At 64.7% G+C, this 19137-nt stretch carries 22 protein-coding genes; 6 read left to right on the top strand and 16 right to left on the bottom strand.

Features of this window, described 5'->3' with window-relative positions; genetic code table 11:
- Positions 1–249 precede the first annotated feature (249 nt).
- Positions 250–2343 (top strand): methyl-accepting chemotaxis protein, encoded by a 2094-nt coding sequence (locus JQ591_RS03070; RefSeq protein WP_211394566.1) that lies wholly within the window; start codon positions 250–252, stop codon positions 2341–2343.
- A gap of 203 nt (positions 2344–2546) precedes the next feature.
- Here the strand turns inward: JQ591_RS03070 and JQ591_RS03065 are convergent, their stop codons facing one another.
- Positions 2547–3200 (bottom strand): DUF2865 domain-containing protein, encoded by a 654-nt coding sequence (locus JQ591_RS03065; RefSeq protein WP_211394565.1) that lies wholly within the window; start codon positions 3198–3200, stop codon positions 2547–2549.
- 17 nt (positions 3201–3217) lie between these two features.
- Complete coding sequence (locus JQ591_RS03060; protein ID WP_211394564.1) at positions 3218–3994, bottom strand: L,D-transpeptidase; 777 nt, start codon at positions 3992–3994, stop codon at positions 3218–3220.
- 210 nt (positions 3995–4204) lie between these two features.
- Between JQ591_RS03060 and JQ591_RS03055 the strand changes: the two genes are divergently transcribed.
- From JQ591_RS03055 to JQ591_RS03035, 5 genes are all read left to right on the top strand, one after another.
- Positions 4205–5317, top strand: a complete 1113-nt coding sequence (locus tag JQ591_RS03055) for an AI-2E family transporter (RefSeq protein ID WP_211394563.1) — start codon at positions 4205–4207, stop codon at positions 5315–5317.
- A gap of 78 nt (positions 5318–5395) precedes the next feature.
- On the top strand, positions 5396–5767 hold the full coding sequence (locus JQ591_RS03050; RefSeq protein ID WP_211394562.1) for a DUF883 family protein: 372 nt from the start codon (positions 5396–5398) through the stop codon (positions 5765–5767).
- 75 nt (positions 5768–5842) lie between these two features.
- Positions 5843–6298: a hypothetical protein gene (locus JQ591_RS03045; RefSeq protein ID WP_211394561.1), complete on the top strand. Its 456-nt coding sequence runs from the start codon at positions 5843–5845 to the stop codon at positions 6296–6298.
- Positions 6299–6485: 187 nt separating this feature from the next.
- Complete coding sequence (locus JQ591_RS03040) at positions 6486–7628, top strand: OpgC domain-containing protein (protein ID WP_211394560.1); 1143 nt, start codon at positions 6486–6488, stop codon at positions 7626–7628.
- A gap of 89 nt (positions 7629–7717) precedes the next feature.
- Positions 7718–8326, top strand: a complete 609-nt coding sequence (locus tag JQ591_RS03035; RefSeq protein ID WP_211394806.1) for a TetR/AcrR family transcriptional regulator — start codon at positions 7718–7720, stop codon at positions 8324–8326.
- A gap of 7 nt (positions 8327–8333) precedes the next feature.
- On the opposite strand, the gene JQ591_RS03030 is transcribed toward JQ591_RS03035, so the two are convergent.
- From JQ591_RS03030 to urtD, 14 genes are all read right to left on the bottom strand, one after another.
- Positions 8334–9992 (bottom strand): CHASE domain-containing protein, encoded by a 1659-nt coding sequence (locus tag JQ591_RS03030; protein ID WP_211394559.1) that lies wholly within the window; start codon positions 9990–9992, stop codon positions 8334–8336.
- 294 nt (positions 9993–10286) lie between these two features.
- The gene (gene ureG / locus JQ591_RS03025; RefSeq protein WP_211394558.1) at positions 10287–10910 is read right to left on the bottom strand and encodes an urease accessory protein UreG; all 624 of its coding nucleotides are present in this window, start codon (positions 10908–10910) and stop codon (positions 10287–10289) included.
- Between the two features lie 157 nt (positions 10911–11067).
- Positions 11068–11796, bottom strand: a complete 729-nt coding sequence (locus tag JQ591_RS03020) for an urease accessory protein UreF (protein WP_211394805.1) — start codon at positions 11794–11796, stop codon at positions 11068–11070.
- Positions 11777–12403, bottom strand: coding sequence for an urease accessory protein UreE (locus JQ591_RS03015; protein WP_211394557.1), 627 nt, complete (start codon positions 12401–12403; stop codon positions 11777–11779). The genes JQ591_RS03020 and JQ591_RS03015 overlap by 20 nt, the downstream gene beginning before the upstream one ends.
- Before the next feature lie 10 nt (positions 12404–12413).
- Complete coding sequence (locus JQ591_RS03010; protein WP_211394556.1) at positions 12414–12713, bottom strand: putative quinol monooxygenase; 300 nt, start codon at positions 12711–12713, stop codon at positions 12414–12416.
- 21 nt (positions 12714–12734) lie between these two features.
- Positions 12735–13034: a putative quinol monooxygenase gene (locus tag JQ591_RS03005; RefSeq protein ID WP_074120226.1), complete on the bottom strand. Its 300-nt coding sequence runs from the start codon at positions 13032–13034 to the stop codon at positions 12735–12737.
- Between the two features lie 125 nt (positions 13035–13159).
- On the bottom strand, positions 13160–14875 hold the full coding sequence (ureC, locus tag JQ591_RS03000; protein ID WP_211394555.1) for an urease subunit alpha: 1716 nt from the start codon (positions 14873–14875) through the stop codon (positions 13160–13162).
- A 37-nt stretch (positions 14876–14912) separates the two neighbouring features.
- Positions 14913–15452, bottom strand: a complete 540-nt coding sequence (locus JQ591_RS02995) for an HD domain-containing protein (protein ID WP_211394554.1) — start codon at positions 15450–15452, stop codon at positions 14913–14915.
- 148 nt (positions 15453–15600) lie between these two features.
- Complete coding sequence (locus JQ591_RS02990; RefSeq protein WP_249136363.1) at positions 15601–16056, bottom strand: endonuclease domain-containing protein; 456 nt, start codon at positions 16054–16056, stop codon at positions 15601–15603.
- A 93-nt stretch (positions 16057–16149) separates the two neighbouring features.
- Positions 16150–16455 (bottom strand): urease subunit beta, encoded by a 306-nt coding sequence (locus JQ591_RS02985; RefSeq protein ID WP_211394552.1) that lies wholly within the window; start codon positions 16453–16455, stop codon positions 16150–16152.
- 10 nt (positions 16456–16465) lie between these two features.
- Positions 16466–16768, bottom strand: a complete 303-nt coding sequence (locus tag JQ591_RS02980; RefSeq protein ID WP_007605424.1) for an urease subunit gamma — start codon at positions 16766–16768, stop codon at positions 16466–16468.
- Between the two features lie 24 nt (positions 16769–16792).
- Complete coding sequence (locus JQ591_RS02975; RefSeq protein WP_211394551.1) at positions 16793–17623, bottom strand: urease accessory protein UreD; 831 nt, start codon at positions 17621–17623, stop codon at positions 16793–16795.
- Positions 17624–17673: 50 nt separating this feature from the next.
- The gene (gene urtE / locus JQ591_RS02970) at positions 17674–18369 is read right to left on the bottom strand and encodes an urea ABC transporter ATP-binding subunit UrtE (protein WP_211394550.1); all 696 of its coding nucleotides are present in this window, start codon (positions 18367–18369) and stop codon (positions 17674–17676) included.
- Positions 18370–18372: 3 nt separating this feature from the next.
- Positions 18373–19134 (bottom strand): urea ABC transporter ATP-binding protein UrtD, encoded by a 762-nt coding sequence (gene urtD, locus JQ591_RS02965; RefSeq protein WP_027515450.1) that lies wholly within the window; start codon positions 19132–19134, stop codon positions 18373–18375.
- Positions 19135–19137 lie beyond the last annotated feature (3 nt).

Raw genomic sequence — 19137 nt, 5'->3', positions numbered from 1 at the left:
CTGGCGAAAGCCGGGACGACGTTGGGAAGAGGCGTGCCCAAACAGCGCTGGCTTTGGCGGGCCACCCGTTCAGCGCCCCGTAATTTTACGGCAGCGCTACTGCCTAAGTTTTTACCCTTTTCAGGCCAAATGCGCTTCTGGCGCCTGCCGCAGGCATGCGCTCTTGCTGCGCGCATCCCTTGGTCTTTCGAAGTTCGTGGGGGCTGCCGTTCGGGGCCACGAACTTCGAAACGCGTACCGGGATCTCCAATGCTCAATCGCCTGACCGTATCCACGTTGCTGAAGGCGGTGATCCTCTCCACCGCGCTTGTTGTCGTCATCGGCTTCTCGTTCAGCGCATGGAGCTCCTGGGCCCGGCTTCAGGAGGCCAATCGGATCGTCGCGGTCTCGGCCACGTCGGCCGAGGTGTTCAAGGGAATGGCGAACATCCGGGCCGATCGCTCGACCAGCAACCGCCAGCTCACTTCCGACGTCGCGATGGACAAGGACATCGAGAAATACATTCGCGAGGTCCGCGACGCCCTGATGCCCGCACTGGCCCGCACGCTGGAGCTCCTGCCCACGACCGACTTCGCTCAGCGCGAGGCGTTCCTTGCCGGTCTCGCCACGCTGAACAAGACCTTGCTGGCAGAACAGGCCGAATTCTGGACCGAGGTCGTCAAGCCCCGGGCCGAGCGCCGCGCAGGCCTCGCCAAGGAATATGTCGCGACCGAGGACGCGCTGATGGCACAGCTCGAGAAGCTCTCGGGCGCGCTCGCCGCGAGTGTCAATCATCAGGACGCGACCATCGACCAGCTCCTGACCATCAAGCAGATGGCCTGGCTGCTCCGCAACACCGCCGGCGAGTCCTCGCAGATCGTCGGCAATGCGCTGAATAGCGGCAAGATCGCTCCGGAGGTGCAGCTCGCCTACACCAAATTCATCGGCGGCACGGAGGCCGCATGGACCGCGATAGAGCTTGCCGCATCGGGCATGCAGTTGCCGCCGGCCCTTAGCGCCGCGATCACCGAGACCAAATCGGTCTATTTCGACCCGCAATATGCCGCCACGCGCGACGGCATCATCGCGACGATCGCCAAGGGTGAGAAGCCGTCGATGACCGCCAATCAGTGGAGCCCCTATTCGGTGCCCCGGATGATGAGCGCGGTGAAGCTCGCCGACGCGGCACTGCAGGCCGCCAAGGATCATTCCGCGGCTCAGCGCGCGACGGCGGTGCAATCGCTGATCTTGCAGATGGCGCTGCTCGTCACCGCGATCGTCCTGACCGGCGCCGCCATGCTGGCGGTCAGCCGCCGCGTGATCACGCCGCTGCACCGGATTCGCGATGCCATGCTCAAGGTCGCCGGCGGCGATCTCACCGTCGACAACGGCTATCTCGACCGCCACGACGAGATCGGCTCGCTCGCCGGCGCGCTCGATACTTTCAAGCAGCAGGCGATCGACAAGCTCAAGATCGAAGAGCAGGAACGCGAGCGCAACGCCGGCGCCGCCATGCGCCAGCGCGCAATGGAGACCTATGTCGGCGAGTTCGAGGGCGTCGTACGCAAATCACTGGGTGAATTGAGCGAGGCGTCCGGCGAGATGCGCAAGACCTCGGGCGACCTCTCCGCGGTATCGCGCCAGACCAACGAACGCGTCGAGGTCGCCGGCAAGGCGTCGAACGACGCTTCCATGAGCGTCGACAGCGTCGCGGCCGCCGCCGAGGAGCTTTCAGCCTCGATCAACGACATCAGCCAGCAGGCCGCGCACGCCGCAGGCATAGCCAGCCGCGCCGTCAACCAGGCGCGCGAGACCGACAGCACCGTTCAGGGGCTGGCGCAATCCGCGGGACGCATCGGCGAGGTCGTAGGCCTCATCAACACCATCGCGGCACAGACCAATTTGCTCGCACTGAATGCCACGATCGAGGCCGCGCGCGCCGGCGAAGCGGGGCGCGGGTTTGCGGTTGTGGCATCGGAGGTGAAGTCATTGGCGAGCCAGACCGCCAAGGCGACGGAGGAGATTTCGGAGCAGATCGCCGACATCCAGAAGGTCGCCGGCGATGCCATCACCGCAATCCAGGCGATTGGCGGCATCATCGGCGAGGTCAATGAAGTCGCCACCGCCATCGCCGCCGCCGTGCAGGAGCAGGGCGCGGCGACCCAGGAGATCACCCGCAGCACGCAATACGCCGCGCAAGGCACCAAGAACGTCTCGGAGAATATCACCGGCGTAAAGGCCGACGCCGACACCGCAGCCGGGGCTGCCGAAAACGTCAAGCAGGCCTCGGAAATGCTGGAGACGCAGAGCCGCCAGCTCGGTGATCAGATCAGCGACTTCCTGGGCAAGATCCGGGCGGCGTAGGGCTGCGGGTCAGGTAGAAAAGCTATAGCCCCCTCGGGGTCGTCCCGGCGAAGGCCGGGACCCATCACCCCAGGGAGTAGTTGTCGCGTGAGGCTGGTAACTCCGAGTTTTCGCCAAACCACTGCCAGTGGCTATGGGTCCCGGCCTTCACCGGGACGACGGCAGGATTAAGGCACCAGCATCGCATCACACGCGATGCGACCCTACTCCTTCGCCACCACCGGCACCTGGCGGAATCTTGCACGCACCGAATCCGGCAGCGGAGAGAAATTCATCGCGACGCCGCGGCGGTCGTTGGCATTGTGGCTGGCGACCACCAGGCCGTCGGCACCCGCGACGATGTCGCCCTTGCGCAAGGTGGGATCGTCCTCGACCTTGACCTGAGCGAGCCCGACCGGATCCTTGCCATTGCAGGTGCAGCCCGCCACGACCTCGTTGCGATAGCGGAACGCGTTCGGCAGGTCGGAATAGGATTTTCCCCTGTCCGTCGCGGCGTTGTCGATATTGCTGCCATAGACCAGCGAGGTTTCCGAGGTCGGGCAGAAGCTCTTGCAGGACTGAGCCTTGCTCTCGGCATCGTTTCCCTGCGCCGGGAAATAGCGGCCGTCGCAGCCGCGCACGCAATAGGCCGTGCCGCCGCCATAGGAGGCCCGCTGGCGCGGCGTGTCGTAGCGCGGCGTGTCATCGGTCTGGAACGGCATGCGAATTTCCGGAGCAGCACGCCCGCGGAAGCCGCCGAACAGCGCCGAGAAAAAGTCCTCCGCATGCGCCGATGGCGTCAGCGCGAGGCCGAAGGAGGCGGCGGCGAGGAATGCCGCCGCGCCACCGGCGAGTTTGCCGATCGAAGGTCTCTTCATGTGACCTCACTCAACTCTTAGTTTACGGCCGACGTCGAAATGTTCAGCGCCTGCCTGCCGGAAGGCAGCGACGTCGGCGCCGCGCGCTTGCGCACGGAATCTCCGCCTCTCGCCATCAGCGGCGCGTTCTTCGGCAGCACAACGACCCTGGCGCCCACATTGACGCGGCCGAACAGGTCGGTGACGTCCTCGTTGGTCATGCGGATGCAGCCGGACGAAACGAACTTGCCGATCGTGGTGGGATCATTGGTGCCATGGATGCGGTATTCGCTCGACCCGAGATACATCGCACGCGCGCCGAGCGGATTGCCGGGGCCGCCGGCGACGAAGCGGGGCAGATAGGGTTGGCGCGCGATCATCTCGGCCGGCGGATGCCAGTCCGGCCATTCCGCCTTGCGGCTGACGCTCTGCACGCCCGACCAGGTGAAGCCCTCGCGGCCGACGCCGACGCCATAACGGATGGCGCGCCCCTGGCCGAGCACATAGTAGAGATAAGTGTTGTTGGTATCGATGACGATGGTACCGGCCGGCTCGCTCCGGTCGAAGCTGACAATCTGCTTGCGCAGGCGTTCGGGCAGCGCGGCATCCTCGTCGGAGGCCTGCGCCTCCTGGCTCGCGTAACCCTGGCTCGCGTAACCCTGGTCCTGCGGGTAGGTCTGATCCTGCGGATAGGTGTAGCCCAGCGTCTGTGCGCTTGCGGCGCCGAACGGCACTGCCAGCAAGGCGGTTGCGAACGCGAACGTGGTGATGCGGCGCGGCGAAAAGCGGCGTCGGACTGCAGAGAACTTCGTCATGTGCTGCCCCGTTGGATGCCTGCATCAGGGTGATGCGCTGGTCCGATCAACGCGGTCGAGCCGATACAAGTTCCGCGGCGGGATGCAGCAGCCACGTCACAGTCAAGCGAGCGTCGCTTCACGAAGCCGCGATGGAACCCGCGGGGCGCTTGCACGTTCTCCAACTGGTCATGGGCGCGCGGACCGAAGACTCCGTGCCGGAGAGGTATTGTGCGCGTCCTTCCCAGTGAACGTATGACTCCCGGCAACGGCGAAGGCACTCCGCTTCCCGAGCATCACGGCGAACTTCCGCCGGTGATCCGCCGCACCGAGTTCGTCGCCTTCTCGCTCGCCGGACTGCTCCTCATCGCAGTCGTCGCCGTGCTCTATTTCGGAAAGGCGTTCTTCCTGCCTGTCGTGATGGCCTTCGTCACCGGCACGATGCTCTCGCCGGCGGCAGCCTTCCTGGAGAAGCGCAAAGTGCCGCGCGGGCTCGCAGCGGCCTTGATCGTGATCACGGTGACCGCCGTTGTCGGTTTCGTCGTCGCGCTGATCGCCTCACCGGTGATGGAATGGAGCTCGCGCCTGCCCGAACTGGGCGCGCAGCTGAAGGACAAGCTGCACGTGTTCGACCGACCACTGGCGCTGTGGCGGGAGCTGCAAACCATGGTCGGCGGCTCGGAAGGGCTGCCGAACTTCCAGATGCCGAAATTCGAATGGGTGCAGCCGACGCTGGAATTCCTGTCGCCAACCTTCACCGAATTCCTGCTGTTCTTCGTCACCCTCATCCTGTTCATCGCGAGCTGGCGCGACCTGCGCCGCGCGATGATCATGACCTTCAGCGATCACGACGCGCGGCTGCGCACGCTTCGCATCCTCAACGAGATCGAGGTCCATCTCGGCAACTATCTTCTGACCGTGACCCTCATCAATGTCGGCGTCGGCGTTGGCGCGGGCATCGTCTGCGCGCTCACCGGCATGCCCAATCCCGCCGGCCTCGGCGCCCTCGCGGCCACCCTCAACTTCATCCCGATCATCGGGCCGGTGGCGATGTTCGCCGTTCTGGTCGTGGTCGGACTGGTCACTTTCCCGACCATCGGGGGTGGTCTGATGGCGGCGCTTGCCTTTGGCGGCCTCACCTTCCTGGAGGGGCATTTCGTCACGCCGACCATCATCGGCCGGCGGCTGGAGCTCAATGCGCTCGCCGTGCTGCTGGCGCTGGCATTCTGGACCTGGCTGTGGGGCCCCATGGGCGCGTTCCTGTCGTCGCCGCTCCTGATCGTCGCGCTGATCCTGAAGGAGCATCTGCTGCCGGCGGATTCGCCGCAGCTCCCCCAGGATTGACCGGTTTCCGTGAACGGAACTTCCCGCGCGACGAAACGTTTTCCGGCTATCTCAGCCGTCAACAGCTCGGAGCTCCTGATGTCCACGACCAATGCCGAAGCCGGGATGAGAGACTGGACCGACAAAGCCACCAGAGAACGCCTTGAGAAGGATGTAGCAGCCGTGAAAAGCGATATCGCCGCCCTCACCGATCAGATCACCGACGCGCTCAATACCTTTGCCAACTCCACCGGCAAGCAGGCCCGCCGCGGCTACCACCAGGCGCGCGAGAACGTCGATTCCGCAATCGACGACATGTCGGAGCGAGGCAGTGCGATGATGGGCGCGGCACAGGATGCCTACGGATCGATCGAGGAGACGCTCGAAGACGCCATCACGCAGCGGCCGCTCGCGACCGTCGGGCTTGCGCTCGGCATCGGCTTCCTGATCGGCGCCGCCTGGCGCCGCTGAGGTAGCGAAGGGGTATTGAGACGGTGGCGCAGCGGCGCCGCCGGTGCCGGCTTGTGGGGCTTGAGGAGCAAGGCCATGTTTCAGCGCATCATCGACGGGATCAGCGCATCCACCGGCACCACTGTGCGGCTGAGCTCGCTGGCAGCGGGCGCGGCATTCGCACTCTTCATCACCACGTGCTTCCTGTGCGCGGCGGCGTTCATCTCGGTGCTGGAGAAATATGGTCCGGTGCAGGCCTGCCTCGCCGGTGCCGGCGTTTTCTTTCTGCTGACCCTGACCGCGGCGGTGAGCTATTGGGTCTACAAGCGGCAGCTGCGCAAGCAAGCCCATATCGCGGCCGAGCGTGCCGCGAAGTCGGCGGCCTCGAGCATGCTCGCGGACCCCATGCTGCTCGCCACGGGACTCCAGATCGTTCGCGCCATCGGGATCAAGCGGCTGTTGCCGATCCTGGCGATCGGCGGCGTCGCCCTCGGAATCATGGCGAGCCGCGCCGGCGTACCCGACGAGGCGTCGGCCGAACCTGCCGAGTAGCGGTCAGCGCGGGTTAGAAAATTTCGTCCCAAGTCCTGCGAGCGCATCTTTCGAAATTCGGTACCGGGGGCGCCGCGCCAAATTTGCGTCGCCCGGCGCGAATGCCCATACTCACGCAAACGCTACTCGGATAGGCAGGCGGTTGCCGCTAAAAGCAGCGCCCCTGATTCCAAAAGCCATTTTTTCGATGAAACCGTCCGTCAAGGCGAACCTCGCCGCATTCAATCACGACCCCCGGCTCTATTTGACGCTTGGCATCGCCAACTGGTCGGTATTCGTCGACCACATCCCGAACAACGTCGTCAATTTGCTGACGCTGCGAAACTTCGGCTTCAGCGGTGCCGCAGACCTGTTCGTGTTCGTGGCCGGCTATGGCATGGCCATCATTCATGGCAAGATCGCGCTGGAGCGCGGTTACGTCGTCGCAGCGACGCGCATCTTTCAGCGCGTCTGGCGGCTCTATGCCGCCTATGTCGTCCTGTTCGTGATCTACATCGACGCCATCGCCTATGTTGCCTCGCAATCGATGGCGCCGGAGATCATCCACGAATACAACATCTCGGGCATCCTCGAGCATCCGCTGCGCATCCTGGTCCGTGGACTGGTGCTTCAGGAAGAGCCGTTGAACCTCGATCTCCTGCAACTGATGATCCCGCTGATGGCGTTCCTTCCGTTCGCGCTGTGGGGGCTGTTGCGGCGGCCGAACCTGACACTTGCGGCATCGGTCTCGCTGTACGTTGCGGCCCGCTGGTTCGACTGGAATTTCCGGGTTTATCCGGACGAGGAGTGGACCTTCAATCCGTTCTGCTGGCAGATGCTGATGGTGCTGGGCGGCTGGTTCGCCGTGACCGGCGCGTCGGGCCGCGCGCTGCACGGCCTGTCCTGGCTGCGCGTGCTTGCAGGCGCCTATCTCGTATTCGCGATGGCAATCACGCTGATGCGCCACTCGCCGGCACTTGCCGCCTATTTGCCGAATATCGTGCTCGACAACATCACGCCGACCGACAAGGAAAACCTCGCACCCTATCGCGTGATCCACTTCCTCGCGCTCGCCTTCCTCGCGACACATCTCGTCCCGGCCGATCATCCCGGGCTGCAATGGAGATCGCTCCAGACGGTCATCAGATGCGGCGAGGAATGGCTCGCGGTGTTCTGCGTCGGCGTATTCCTGTCCTTCGCCGGCCATCTCATCCTGATCACCGGCGCCAATCTGGTGGTGATGCAGATCGCCGTGAGCCTGGCCGGCTTCGCGGCGATGGCCGCGGTCGCATATTACATCGCCTGGTCGAAGCGGCAGGACCTGCCCGGGGCCTTGCGGCAGCAGGCCTAACCCGGCACCTTCCGATTCCGCTAGGCCAGCCACCACGGCTGGGCTATGCGGAGCGGGAGCGGGATTGCGCGAGGAGGCCGGGCGTGGTGATGGCGAATGGCGAGGGTGAGGGAGCCGACAGCGCGCCCCGGCGCGGCCGGCCCAGGTCGATCGAGACCACCAACGCCATTCTCCAAAGCGCCTATGCGCTGATGGCCACCACCGGCCTTGCCGTCACCACCATCGACGCGATCGCACGCCACTCCAGCGTCTCCAAGATGACGATCTACAAATGGTGGCCGTCCCGCGAAGCCTTGCTGATCGACGCCTTCCTTCACCATGCCGCGCAGATGCTGCCGCTGCCGCCTGCAAGCTCGGGTAGCCCCGCCGCGCGCGCACGCCGCCATGCCGCAGCCTATGCCGAAGCGCTCCAGGGCGAGTTCGGCAAGGTCCAACTCGCCGTCATCTCCGAATGCATTTCCAAGACCGGCTCCGCCGAGCTGTTCTACGCCCGGTATCTGCAATTCCGCCGCGACGCACTGGTGGAGATGATCGCCGCAGGTCAGAACGACGGCAGCATTCTGGCGGAAGCTCCGCCCGAGGATCTCTACGACGCGATCTATGGCGGCCTGTTCTACCGCTACGTCTTCGGCATCGCCCCGATCACGCCGGCCTACGCGCGGAATCTGGTTGACCTCGTGCTGCGGCCGAAGAGCTAGCCTCGAATTACCGCGCCGGCCGGATCGGTGCTGAAAGCTTGTCAGTGCGGTCGCGCTCGGTCATGTCCTCGACCGTCTCCATCGGCGCGGTCAGCTCGTAGACATAGGAGACGTCGGTGAAATAGCGCTTGGCGGTGCCGCCGAGCGCCTCGGGCGCGACACGGTCGAGCAGGATCAGGCCGAAATCAGAATCCGGGCGGCGCGTCGCCTCGCTGGTGTTGAACTCCTCCCAGCGGAAATAGAAGACCTCGCCGTTCCCCTCGCTCGTCACCGTCCAATTGGCGGTGATGTGCGGATGCTTGCCGACCAGCGACAGGCCCTCGTCGGAGTGCGAGGCGAGCTCGAAGAAGAGCAGCGACAGGCTCTGCGCCGCGCGCGCGCTGACTGCGATATCAGGACCGGTGACGGCGATGCGGTCGGCGTGCGGGATGGCGCGCGCCTCGAACAGGCCCTTCAGCTTGACGCCCTGCCACTGGCTCTCGCTGAGCAGCGAGACCACGTTGGACATGGCGTGGATGCGGCCGATCAGGAGCTCGCGCGCGACATCGATGTCGGAGCCATGGCGCAGCGTGCGGGTCACGATCGACTGGATCACCGCCAGGATGTTCTTGACCCGGTGGTTGAGCTCGTCGATGACAGCCGTCAGCCGGCGCTCGAAGCCGATTCTGACCTGGATTTCCCGGCTGAGCCGCAAATTGTTGTAGGCGACATAGCCGAACAGGCCGCACACCATCGCGGTGATCGCAAAGCCGATCGCCGCCACGATGATCGCAGTCTGCTCGGCGCGACGCGCCGAGTTGGTCTTGGCGTAATAGCCGAGCTGCCAGTCGCGACCACCGAAGCTCACCGTGCGCGTCGCCGACGGTGCCGGCCCATCAGCCGCCGTCGTGCGGGCCGAGACCACGCCTTGATCGTTGGCGACGAGCTCGCCACCCTCCCTGCGCGGATCCTTCAGTGCGACCGCGAACAACGACATGTCGTCGTTGGTCAGCATCAGGGAGGAGAGCTCGTAGGAAAATGTGATGAAGCCCGCCGGCTCCGTCGCGCCCTCGGGGATGACCGGAGCGGCCACAATGATGCCGATCGGCCCGCCGCTGCGCAGGAGAGCAACCGGTTCTGAGGCAACCGATCTCTTCTCCACTCTGGCGCGCGCCAGCATGGCGCTGCGCACCTGATCCTGGTCGTAACTGCGGCCGGGCAGCGCCTTGGTCTCGTTGCTGCGCGGCTCGAGATCCATCAGCACGTCGACCGGCTGGGTGACATCAGCCGGATCGATCGGCTTGTCGTCATAGGTGCGGATCCGCGGATTGGGGAAGCCGGCGCTCGCGATGGCGGCCTGCGCTGCGGCAAGCTCGTTCGGCTTCAGGCGCGCGACCCAACCCGCCACCACGAAATCGGTCTTGAAGGCGTAGATGGCCGAGCGCAGCGGCTCGAGCATGTTTGGCTTGAGCACCGACGGGGTCCGGAACAGGCCGGAGGCAACCCGCGCGAGCAGTTCGCGCTCGGTGAGCCGGTCCTGGACCAGGCTTGCATGGACGTCGATCGCGCGCGCCAGCGCGATCCGGTCCAGCGCCAGTTCCTGGTCGTGGACGCGATAAGCCGCAAGCCCGGAGAGCAGGACCCCGAGAAGAGCAATGAAGCCGATGATGAAACCCAGCCGGACCACGCGACTACTCAGGCGAAAGCAGGAGGTCGGCAAAAAACACGGAGCATATGGATGCCGCTCGAACGGGCACGTGCCGAAACAGGGTGAACCCCAATGGCCGGGATAATGGAGGAGGAGGCATCAGTACGCAACTTGGGTCGCCTGAAAAGCTTAATCCGCCCGGCCGGTCGTCCGGCCGGGATTTGCTCCGGGCACCGGAGGTAATCAATCGCCGTGACCGAAATTTGTTCCGCGGATGCGGCTCTGCCCAGAGTGTTAACGGAGGGAAACGACTGCGTTAAGTGGTCGCGCCGGTCAGCTGGCCCGTTTCAAGCCGCCTTTGGCCTCGATGAAGCCGATGATGCGCTCGAGCCCCTGGCTCTTCTTCAGGTTGGTCATGACGAACGGCCGCTCGCCGCGCATGCGCCTGGCGTCCGTCTCCATCTTTTCCAGGGAGGCGCCAACATGGGGCGCCAGGTCGATCTTGTTGATGACAAGGAGGTCGGAGCGGGTGATGCCGGGGCCGCCCTTGGACGGGATCTTGTCGCCGGCCGCCACGTCGATGACGTAAATGGTGAGATCGGCGAGCTCCGGGGAAAAAGTGGCAGCGAGGTTGTCACCGCCGGATTCGATCAGCACGAGATCGAGCCCGGGAAACTTGGCGCGCATGTCCGCCACCGCGGCGAGATTCATCGAGGCGTCCTCGCGGATCGCGGTGTGCGGGCAGCCGCCGGTCTCGACCCCTGCAATGCGGTCCGGCGTCAGCGAGCCCGAGCGCACAAGGAATTCCGCATCCCATTTGGTGTAGATGTCGTTGGTGATCGCGGCGATGTCGTAGCGCTCGCGCATGGTCTTGCAGAGCAGGTCCATCAGCGCGGTCTTGCCCGATCCGACCGGACCGCCGACGCCGACACGCAAGGGGCCGTGAGATTTCGACATGCTCTCTCCTAATGTCGTCCCGGCGAAGACCGGGACCCATAGCCACCGTACTGAGCTGACGAGGTCCGCTGTGGCCACATCCTCCCATAGCCACAAAGATTTGTGGGTATGGGTCCCGGCCTTCGCCGGGACGACAATCGAATAAATTCCGAACAACTCATGATCTGAACAGCCGCGTATATTGCGTCTCGTGCCGCAGGCTGGCGAGGTCGGCGCGAAACGTCGCGCCGCCGAGATCGTCCAACGTTGCATTCAACGCACGATTCGCAGTCGCGGCAACCGCGGCTTCCAGCCTCACCAGCACGCGCTGGCTGTCGGTCTGGCCGAGCGGAACGAGCCGGCTGGCCGCGGAAATCCAGTTCGAGACCAGCGCATGCAGGAAGGCGTGCAGCGTCGGCACCAGCGGCACGCCGTGCACCGCGGCGACCACGCCCACGGCAACGGGATAGACCAGTGGCGTGCGGCATGCCGCAACCATGGCATCCAGCCCATCGGCATCCCACGCGGCGCGGGCGATGTCGATGAAGGCACGGCCCTGCGATGTCGTCTCCAACTGCCGCTCGCGCGACGGCACGAAGGCCGCGGCGAGCTCGGCGATATCGCTCAAGGTGTCGCCCTCGCCCACTTCAGTGGCGCGATGGGCGTGGACCAGAAACGTCGCATCGCAGAAGCCCGAGCCATCGCGGAGCATCGCATCGAGCCAGTCCGCCAGTGTCGCGGCGTCGGTGATGTCGCCGGCCTCGACCGCCCATTCGAGGCCGCTAGAGTAGGAAAAGCCCCCGACGGGAAACGCCGGCGACAGCCAGGTCATCAGCCGGTACAGCGCCGCCGCCTCGCGCTCCGCGAGGTCGCAGGCGCTGACCGGCTCATTTGTGGTCATGAGCATGCTTGTGGCCGTGGTGATGGTCGGGGTGATCGCAATGCTCGTCGTCGTGGTGATGGTGATCGTGGCCGTCGTCATGCGCGGCATGATCATGGTGGTGATCATGACCGTGATGATCATGATGATGATCGTGGCCAGGATCGTGATGCGCGTGGTCGTCGTGTCCATGCGCATGACCGGCATCGGCATAGGCGCCGCCTTCGGGATCGAACGGCGCCTCGATCTCGATCACGCGCGCACCGAGGCCCTTCACCATGGCTTCGATGACGTGGTCGCGGCGGATGCGCAGGCCCTTGGCCATGATCTGCGTCGGCAGATGGCGATTGCCGAGATGCCAGCCGACGCGAATAAGGTGGTGCGGATCGTGGCCGCGGATCTCGAGCAACGGCTCGGGCGCGGCGACCACCTCGACCAGCCGGCCGTCCTCCAACACCAGCGCATCGCCGCCGCGCAGCGCGACGGCATTCTCCAGGTCGAGCAGGAACTCGAGCCCCCGCGTCCCCGTCATCGCCATGCGGCGGCGGTGCCGATCGTCGAAATCGAGCACGACCGTATCCGCCGGCGCTTCCGCGAAGCGGTGTTGTCCCCTGACCTGCGTTGCCCGGATCATGCGTTTTACCTCAGAGCTTCTCGACCTTGCCGTCGCTGATGATCTCGATCACCGTCGGCGCCGTCTTCATCTGCGCGGAATATTCGCGCCACACCTTCATGTGCGGCGCCTTGGCATGCGCCGTGAGATCGTCACGGGTCTCCCAGCGCTCGACCACCACATACTGATTGGGGTTGTTGACGCTGACGTGGCCGTCATACGAAAGGCAGCCCTTCTCCTTGAGCGTCTCGACGGTGCAGGCCTTGTGCCCCTTGATGAAATCGTCCTTGTTTTCCGGCTTCATGGACGTGGTGGCGATGACATAGATCATGGGGATGCTCCCTCTTCTTGCTCAGCGGACGTCGACCTTCTCGGGCGTGATCACTTCGATCTTCGGCGGTGCCGTAAAGCACTTCACCGCGACGCGGCCGAACGTCTTCATGTGCTCCATGGCACGATGCGGCACCAGCGCCTCGGCATTCTCCCACTGCTCGACGAACACCATCTTGGCGGGATCGGTGACGCTCTCATGCAGATCATAGGCGATATTGCCGGGCTCTTTCCGCGTCTCCTTGATGCAGGCGGTGGCGGCTGCAATGAATTCGGCGCGCGTTTCGGGCTTGATGGTCAAGGTGGCAACGACGTAGATCACGAGAAATCCTCCCGGCTTTTCTTCTGGGCTCAAGATACCGGGCGGGACCTTAGACCATGCGAGATTGAACGCAAAACCGCAAAAGCCGCCCGGGGATCCTCCGGGACATGCGTTGAGGCGCTATTTCAGTACATGAAATATCGCTGCGCCATCGGCAGCACCTCGGCGGGGGCACAGGTCAACAGCTCGCCGTCGGCGCGGACCTCATAGGTCTCCGGATCGACCTCGATATTGGGCGTGGCGTCGTTGTGGATCATGCTCTTCTTGGAGATCTTGCCGCGCGTGTTCTGGACCGCGTAGAGCTTCTTGTCGATGCCGAGCTTTCGAGCGAGACCGCCGGTGATCGCGGCTTTCGACGTGAACACCACGGACGACGCCGTGCGCGCCTTGCCGAAGGCGCCGAACATCGGCTGGTAGTGCACCGGCTGCGGCGTCGGGATCGAGGCGTTGGGATCGCCCATGGGGGCGGCGACGATCATGCCGCCCTTGACCACGCAATCCGGCTTGACGCCGAAGAAGGCCGGCGACCACAGCACGAGATCGGCGAGCTTGCCCTTCTCCACCGAGCCGATCAGCTTCGACACGCCATGGGCGATCGCGGGATTGATCGTGTATTTGGCGATGTAGCGCTTGACGCGGAAATTGTCGTTGTCCTTGCCCTTGTCCTGCGGCAGCGAGCCGCGCTGCTTCTTCATCTTGTCGGCGGTCTGCCAGGTCCGGATGATGACCTCGCCGAGGCGGCCCATGGCCTGGGAGTCCGACGAGATCATGGAGAGCGCGCCGAGATCATGCAGGATGTCCTCGGCCGCGATGGTCTCCTTGCGGATACGGCTCTCGGCGAACGCCAGATCTTCCGCGATCGAGGGATCGAGGTGGTGGCAGACCATCAGCATGTCCAGATGCTCGTCGATGGTGTTGCGCGTGAAGGGCCGCGTCGGGTTGGTCGAGGACGGCAGCACGTTCTTCAAGCCGGCGACCTTGATGATATCAGGGGCGTGACCGCCGCCGGCGCCTTCGGTGTGGAAGGCGTGGATGGTGCGGCCCTTGAACGCCTTGATCGTATCCTCGACGAAGCCGGATTCGTTCAGCGTGTCGGTGTGGATCATCACCTGGATGTCGTAATCGTCGGCAACCGACAGGCAGGTGTCGATCGCAGCCGGCGTGGTGCCCCAGTCCTCGTGCAGCTTCAGCGCACAGGCGCCGGCCTTGATCATCTCGACCAGCGCGGCGGGCCGCGAGGCGTTGCCCTTGCCGGAGATGCCGAGATTGACCGGGAAGGCGTCGAACGACTGGATCATCCGCCCCATGTGCCACGGGCCCGGCGTGCAGGTGGTGGCGAACGTGCCGTGCGATGGGCCGGTGCCGCCCCCTAGCATCGAGGTGACGCCCGACATCAGCGCGTGCTCGATCTGCTGCGGGCAGATGAAGTGGATGTGGCTGTCGAAACCGCCGGCGGTGAGGATCTTGCCTTCGCCCGCGATCACATCGGTGCCGGGGCCGATGATGATGGTGACGCCCGGCTGGATGTCGGGATTGCCGGCCTTGCCGATGCCGGCGATCATGCCGTCCTTGATCGCGACGTCGGCCTTCACGATGCCCCAGTGATCGACGATCAGCGCATTGGTGATGACGGTGTCCGCCGCGCCCTGCTTGTTGGTGACCTGCGACTGGCCCATGCCGTCGCGGATCACCTTGCCGCCGCCGAACTTCACTTCCTCGCCGTAGGTGGTGAAATCCTTCTCGACCTCGATGATGAGGTCGGTGTCGGCCAGCCGCACCTTGTCGCCGGTGGTCGGGCCGAACATGTCGGCATAGACGGAACGCTTTATTTTGACGGACATCACAAGCCCCGTTTGCGTTTGAATGTTTTGGTCATGCTCATAGCGAGGCCCTCGCTGTGAGCACCATGTCGTCGAATGTCGTATCGAGCCAGCCGTCAGCGCCGCGGCAGCCCGCGACCACCTGCTCGGCCCAGTCGACGTAGTCGGTGAGGTCGTCACGCTCCTCGGCGGTCGGACCGGAATGAATGCCCGCGCCGATATTGCTGATCTTGTCGGCAATCTTGATCAGCCTGGCGCCAGCCGACTTCTTCGGCGCATCAATCACCTGCCGACGCCGTCGTTCGGCCTTCGGCAGGCTCATGTCGTCGGTGCACTCGACGACGAGCGACGCGACGCGCTCGGAGAATTTTTGCGCGAGCTCCTCGCGCGTGGTGTCGGTGTCTTCGATCGCATCATGCAGCCACCCGGCCGCGACCAACTCGGCATCGGCACCATCGGTCGCTGCCGCAAGCAGGTTCGCGACCTCGGCGAGATGGTTGATGTAAGGCTCATTCCCCCGCCCCTTGCGCGCCATGCCGTTATGCCGGCGTGCGGCCAGATGGGCGGCTTTCGAGATGAGGCGGACGGCGGAGAGCATGACGATCACAGCGCTCCTCGCTGACAACATCCACGATCGACGCAGCGTCGCAAAATTACTTCGGTCGGAGTTCCTGGCTCACCCCTCTCCCCACCCCTCCCCCGCAAGGGGGGAGGGAGCCCGACCATTGTGCTCACCTGACGATGCATCATGGCTCCTCTGGTGTGTCAGTATCAGAGGTAAGGGACGCACTGGCAGCAGGGTTCCCTCCCCCCTTGCGGGGGAGGGGTAGGGAGAGGGGTGCCGCTTGCTCCGCTGCTTCGAGAATCGAAAGAACAACACCCTCCAGGTTCTTCATCACGTCTTCGTTGGTGAAGCGCAGCACGCTATATCCGCGGGATGCGAACCATTGGTCGCGCCGCTCATCGTGGCGGATGCGCTCTTCGAAGTCGTGGCTCTCGCCATCGAGTTCAACGATAAGCTTGCGGGAATGAGCGACAAAATCGGCGATGTAGTTGCCCATGGGGGTCTGACGGCGAAAGGCCAGGCCCGCGAGACGATCGGCCTTCAGGTGGCGCCATAGCAACGTCTCTGCACGAGTCATCTCGCGCCTCAATCGTTTGGCGCGATGGCGCTGAATCTCGCCGACCTCGTCGTGCGGCATACCCCTCTCCCCAGCCCTCCCCCGCAAGGGGGGAGGGAGCCCGACCATTGTGCTCACCTCACCGTGGATCACCGCACTCGCCTCAACTTGCGCTCACAGCTTCCCCATCACGTCACCGCGGAAGCCGTAGATGGTCTTCTTGCCGGCCACGGCGACGAGCTGGATGTCGCGGGTCTGGCCGGGTTCGAAGCGGACGGCGGTGCCGGCGGCGATGTCGAGGCGCATGCCGCGGGCTTTCTTGCGGTCGAACTTCAGCGCCGGGTTGGTCTCGAAGAAATGGTAGTGCGAGCCGACCTGGATCGGGCGGTCACCGGTGTTGGCGACCGTGAGCGTTACTGTCTTGCGGCCAGCATTGAGCTCGATCTCGCCGTCCTTGATGAAGAGTTCGCCGGGGATCATGCTCTGGCTCCTACCTGATCGGCTCGTGCACGGTGACGAGCTTCGTCCCGTCCGGGAACGTCGCCTCGACCTGGATGTCGTGGATCATCTCGGGAATGCCGGGCATCACCTGGTCGCGGGTGAGCACCTGCGCGCCGGATTGCATCAGCTCGGCGACGGTGCGTCCGTCGCGCGCGCCTTCGAGGATGAAATCGGAGATGATCGCGATCGCCTCGGGATGGTTGAGTTTGACGCCACGGTCCAGCCTGCGACGCGCCACGATGGCCGCCATCGAGATCAGAAGCTTGTCCTTTTCGCGGGGAGACAGGTTCATGCGAAATCTCTTCAGTTCACATCATCAATTCAGCCACAGCCGCGGCAGCTTCATGCCGGTGCGCGCCAGCAGGGCCATCATGTCGGCACGCAAGCGGGCCGCATCTTGGGCACAGAACCGCGCCATTGCAAATCCATTCCAGGCGGATATCCCGACCTCGCCGGAGAATGATTCCGATGCCTCCCGGAGACGCTCGACCAGCGCCTCATCGCCGGGCACGATCAGGGCGGTGCCAATCGCAGCCCCACCCTTGGCGACCGCGGATCGTGCGAGCTTGGCGCCGATATTGCCGTCCAGCCTGACGGTCTCGGCGAAGACCAGCTTGCCGCCACGACGCAGCCGCCAACGGTCGACGAACTCGCCCTGCTCCATCCGCTCGCCCATAGCGGTGCGGCCGAACACCACGATCTCGCACAGCAGGAGCGAGGCCGCCTCGTCGAGATCGATGTCGAAGCGGCGCTGCACGCGGGCCCGGTCGAACAGGATGGTCTCCTGAGGCAGCCAGCCGAGATGCGCGCCTGCGGCGACCTTCAGCGCGATGCTGAGCTCTGCCGCCTGCCCCGGCGCACGGTAGACCTTTTCCGCGGCCGCCGTGGTCAGCGTCAGCCGCGTCGCGTCAGAGGCCGAGATCTCGATGTCGAAGCGATCGCCACCGGCGACGCCGCCGGCCGTGTTGACGAACACACCGGACAGGCCGTCGTCCTCCGGCGAGGGAAAGCGCACGCGGAGCGAACCGGATTCATGCAAGGCGCCACGCCGCGTCACGCCGTCGCGGGCGTGCACATCGAACCGCACCGCGCCGCGGGCACGGTTGGCCTCGAACACAGGCGAATTGGTTGACAGTTCGCTGCGCATCCGTCTCCCCGGCCGGTCGCGGCAGGATTTCTTGCTTGCGGTTTCCTGGCTTACAGCGCCATCTGGCGGCTGATTTCGCTCGGGTCGAGATTGGAGCGGTCGCAGGTGAATTTCACCGCGCCGCGATCCATCACGGCAAAACTGTCGCCGAGTTCGCAGGCAAAGTCGAGATATTGTTCGACCAGCACGATGGCGATGTTGCCGAGGTTGCGCAGATAGGAAATGGCGCGGCCGATGTCCTTGATGATCGAGGGCTGGATACCCTCGGTCGGCTCGTCGAGCAGCAGCAGCTTTGGCCGCATCACCAGCGCGCGGCCGATCGCGAGCTGTTGCTGCTGGCCGCCGGAGAGATCGCCGCCGCGCCGGCCAAGCATGGATTGCAGCACCGGGAATAGCGAGTACACGTCGTCCGGAATGTGCTTGTCCTCGCGCCTGAGCGGGCCGAAGCCGGTCTTGAGATTCTCCTCGACCGTCAGAAGCGGAAATATCTCGCGGCCCTGCGGCACGAAGCCGATGCCCTTGCGCGCGCGCTCATAGGGCTTCAGGCCCGTGATATCGCTGCCGTCGAGCACGATCGCGCCGGAGGAGATCGGGTACTGCCCGACCATGGCGCGCAAGAGCGAGGTCTTGCCGACGCCGTTGCGCCCGAGCACGCAGGTCACCTTGCCGGGCTCGGCCGCGATCGACACGCCGCGTAGCGCCTGCGCCGCGCCGTAGAACAGGTTGATGTCCTTGACCTCAAGCATCGCTCAGCGCCCCAGATAGACTTCGATGACCCGCTCGTTGGACGAGACCTGGTCGATGGTGCCTTCCGCGAGCACGGTACCCTCGTGCAGGCAAGTGACCTTGACGCCGAGCTCGCGCACGAACGTCATGTCGTGCTCGACCACCATCACGGTATGGGTCTTGTTGATTTCCTTGAGCAGCTCGGCGGTGAGATGGGTCTCGACGTCGGTCATGCCGGCGACGGGCTCGTCGACGAGAAGCAGTTTCGGATCCTGTGCGAGCAGCATGCCGATCTCCAGCCACTGCTTCTGGCCGTGGCTGAGGCTGCCGGCGAGACGGTTGCGTGCATCGGTGAGGCGGATCGTCTCCAGCACCTTGTCGATCTGCTCGGACTCCGCCCGGCTGCCGCGCCAGAACAGCGTACCCTTGACGCTGTGGTCGACATTGAGCGCGAGCAGCAGGTTGTCCTGCACGGTCTGGCTCTCGAACACGGTCGGCTTCTGGAATTTGCGGCCGATGCCGAGCTCGGCGATGCGGGTCTCGTCCAGCCGCGTCAGATCGGTGACGCCGTCGAACAGCACCGTGCCCTCGTCAGGCTTGGTCTTGCCGGTGATGATGTCCATCATCGTGGTCTTGCCGGCGCCGTTCGGGCCGATGATGGCGCGCATCTCGCCGGGCTCGAGCGTGAGCGAGAGGTTGTTGATGGCGTGGAAGCCGTCGAACGAGACGTGCACGCCGTCGAGATAGAGCATCGCGGAGGTCGCGCGGGTGTCCATGACGTTCATTGC

Source organism: Bradyrhizobium canariense, assembly GCF_018130465.1.
GTDB classification, from domain to species: Bacteria; Pseudomonadota; Alphaproteobacteria; order Rhizobiales; family Xanthobacteraceae; genus Bradyrhizobium; species Bradyrhizobium canariense_C.
This window is presented reverse-complemented; position numbering and strand designations above follow the sequence as displayed.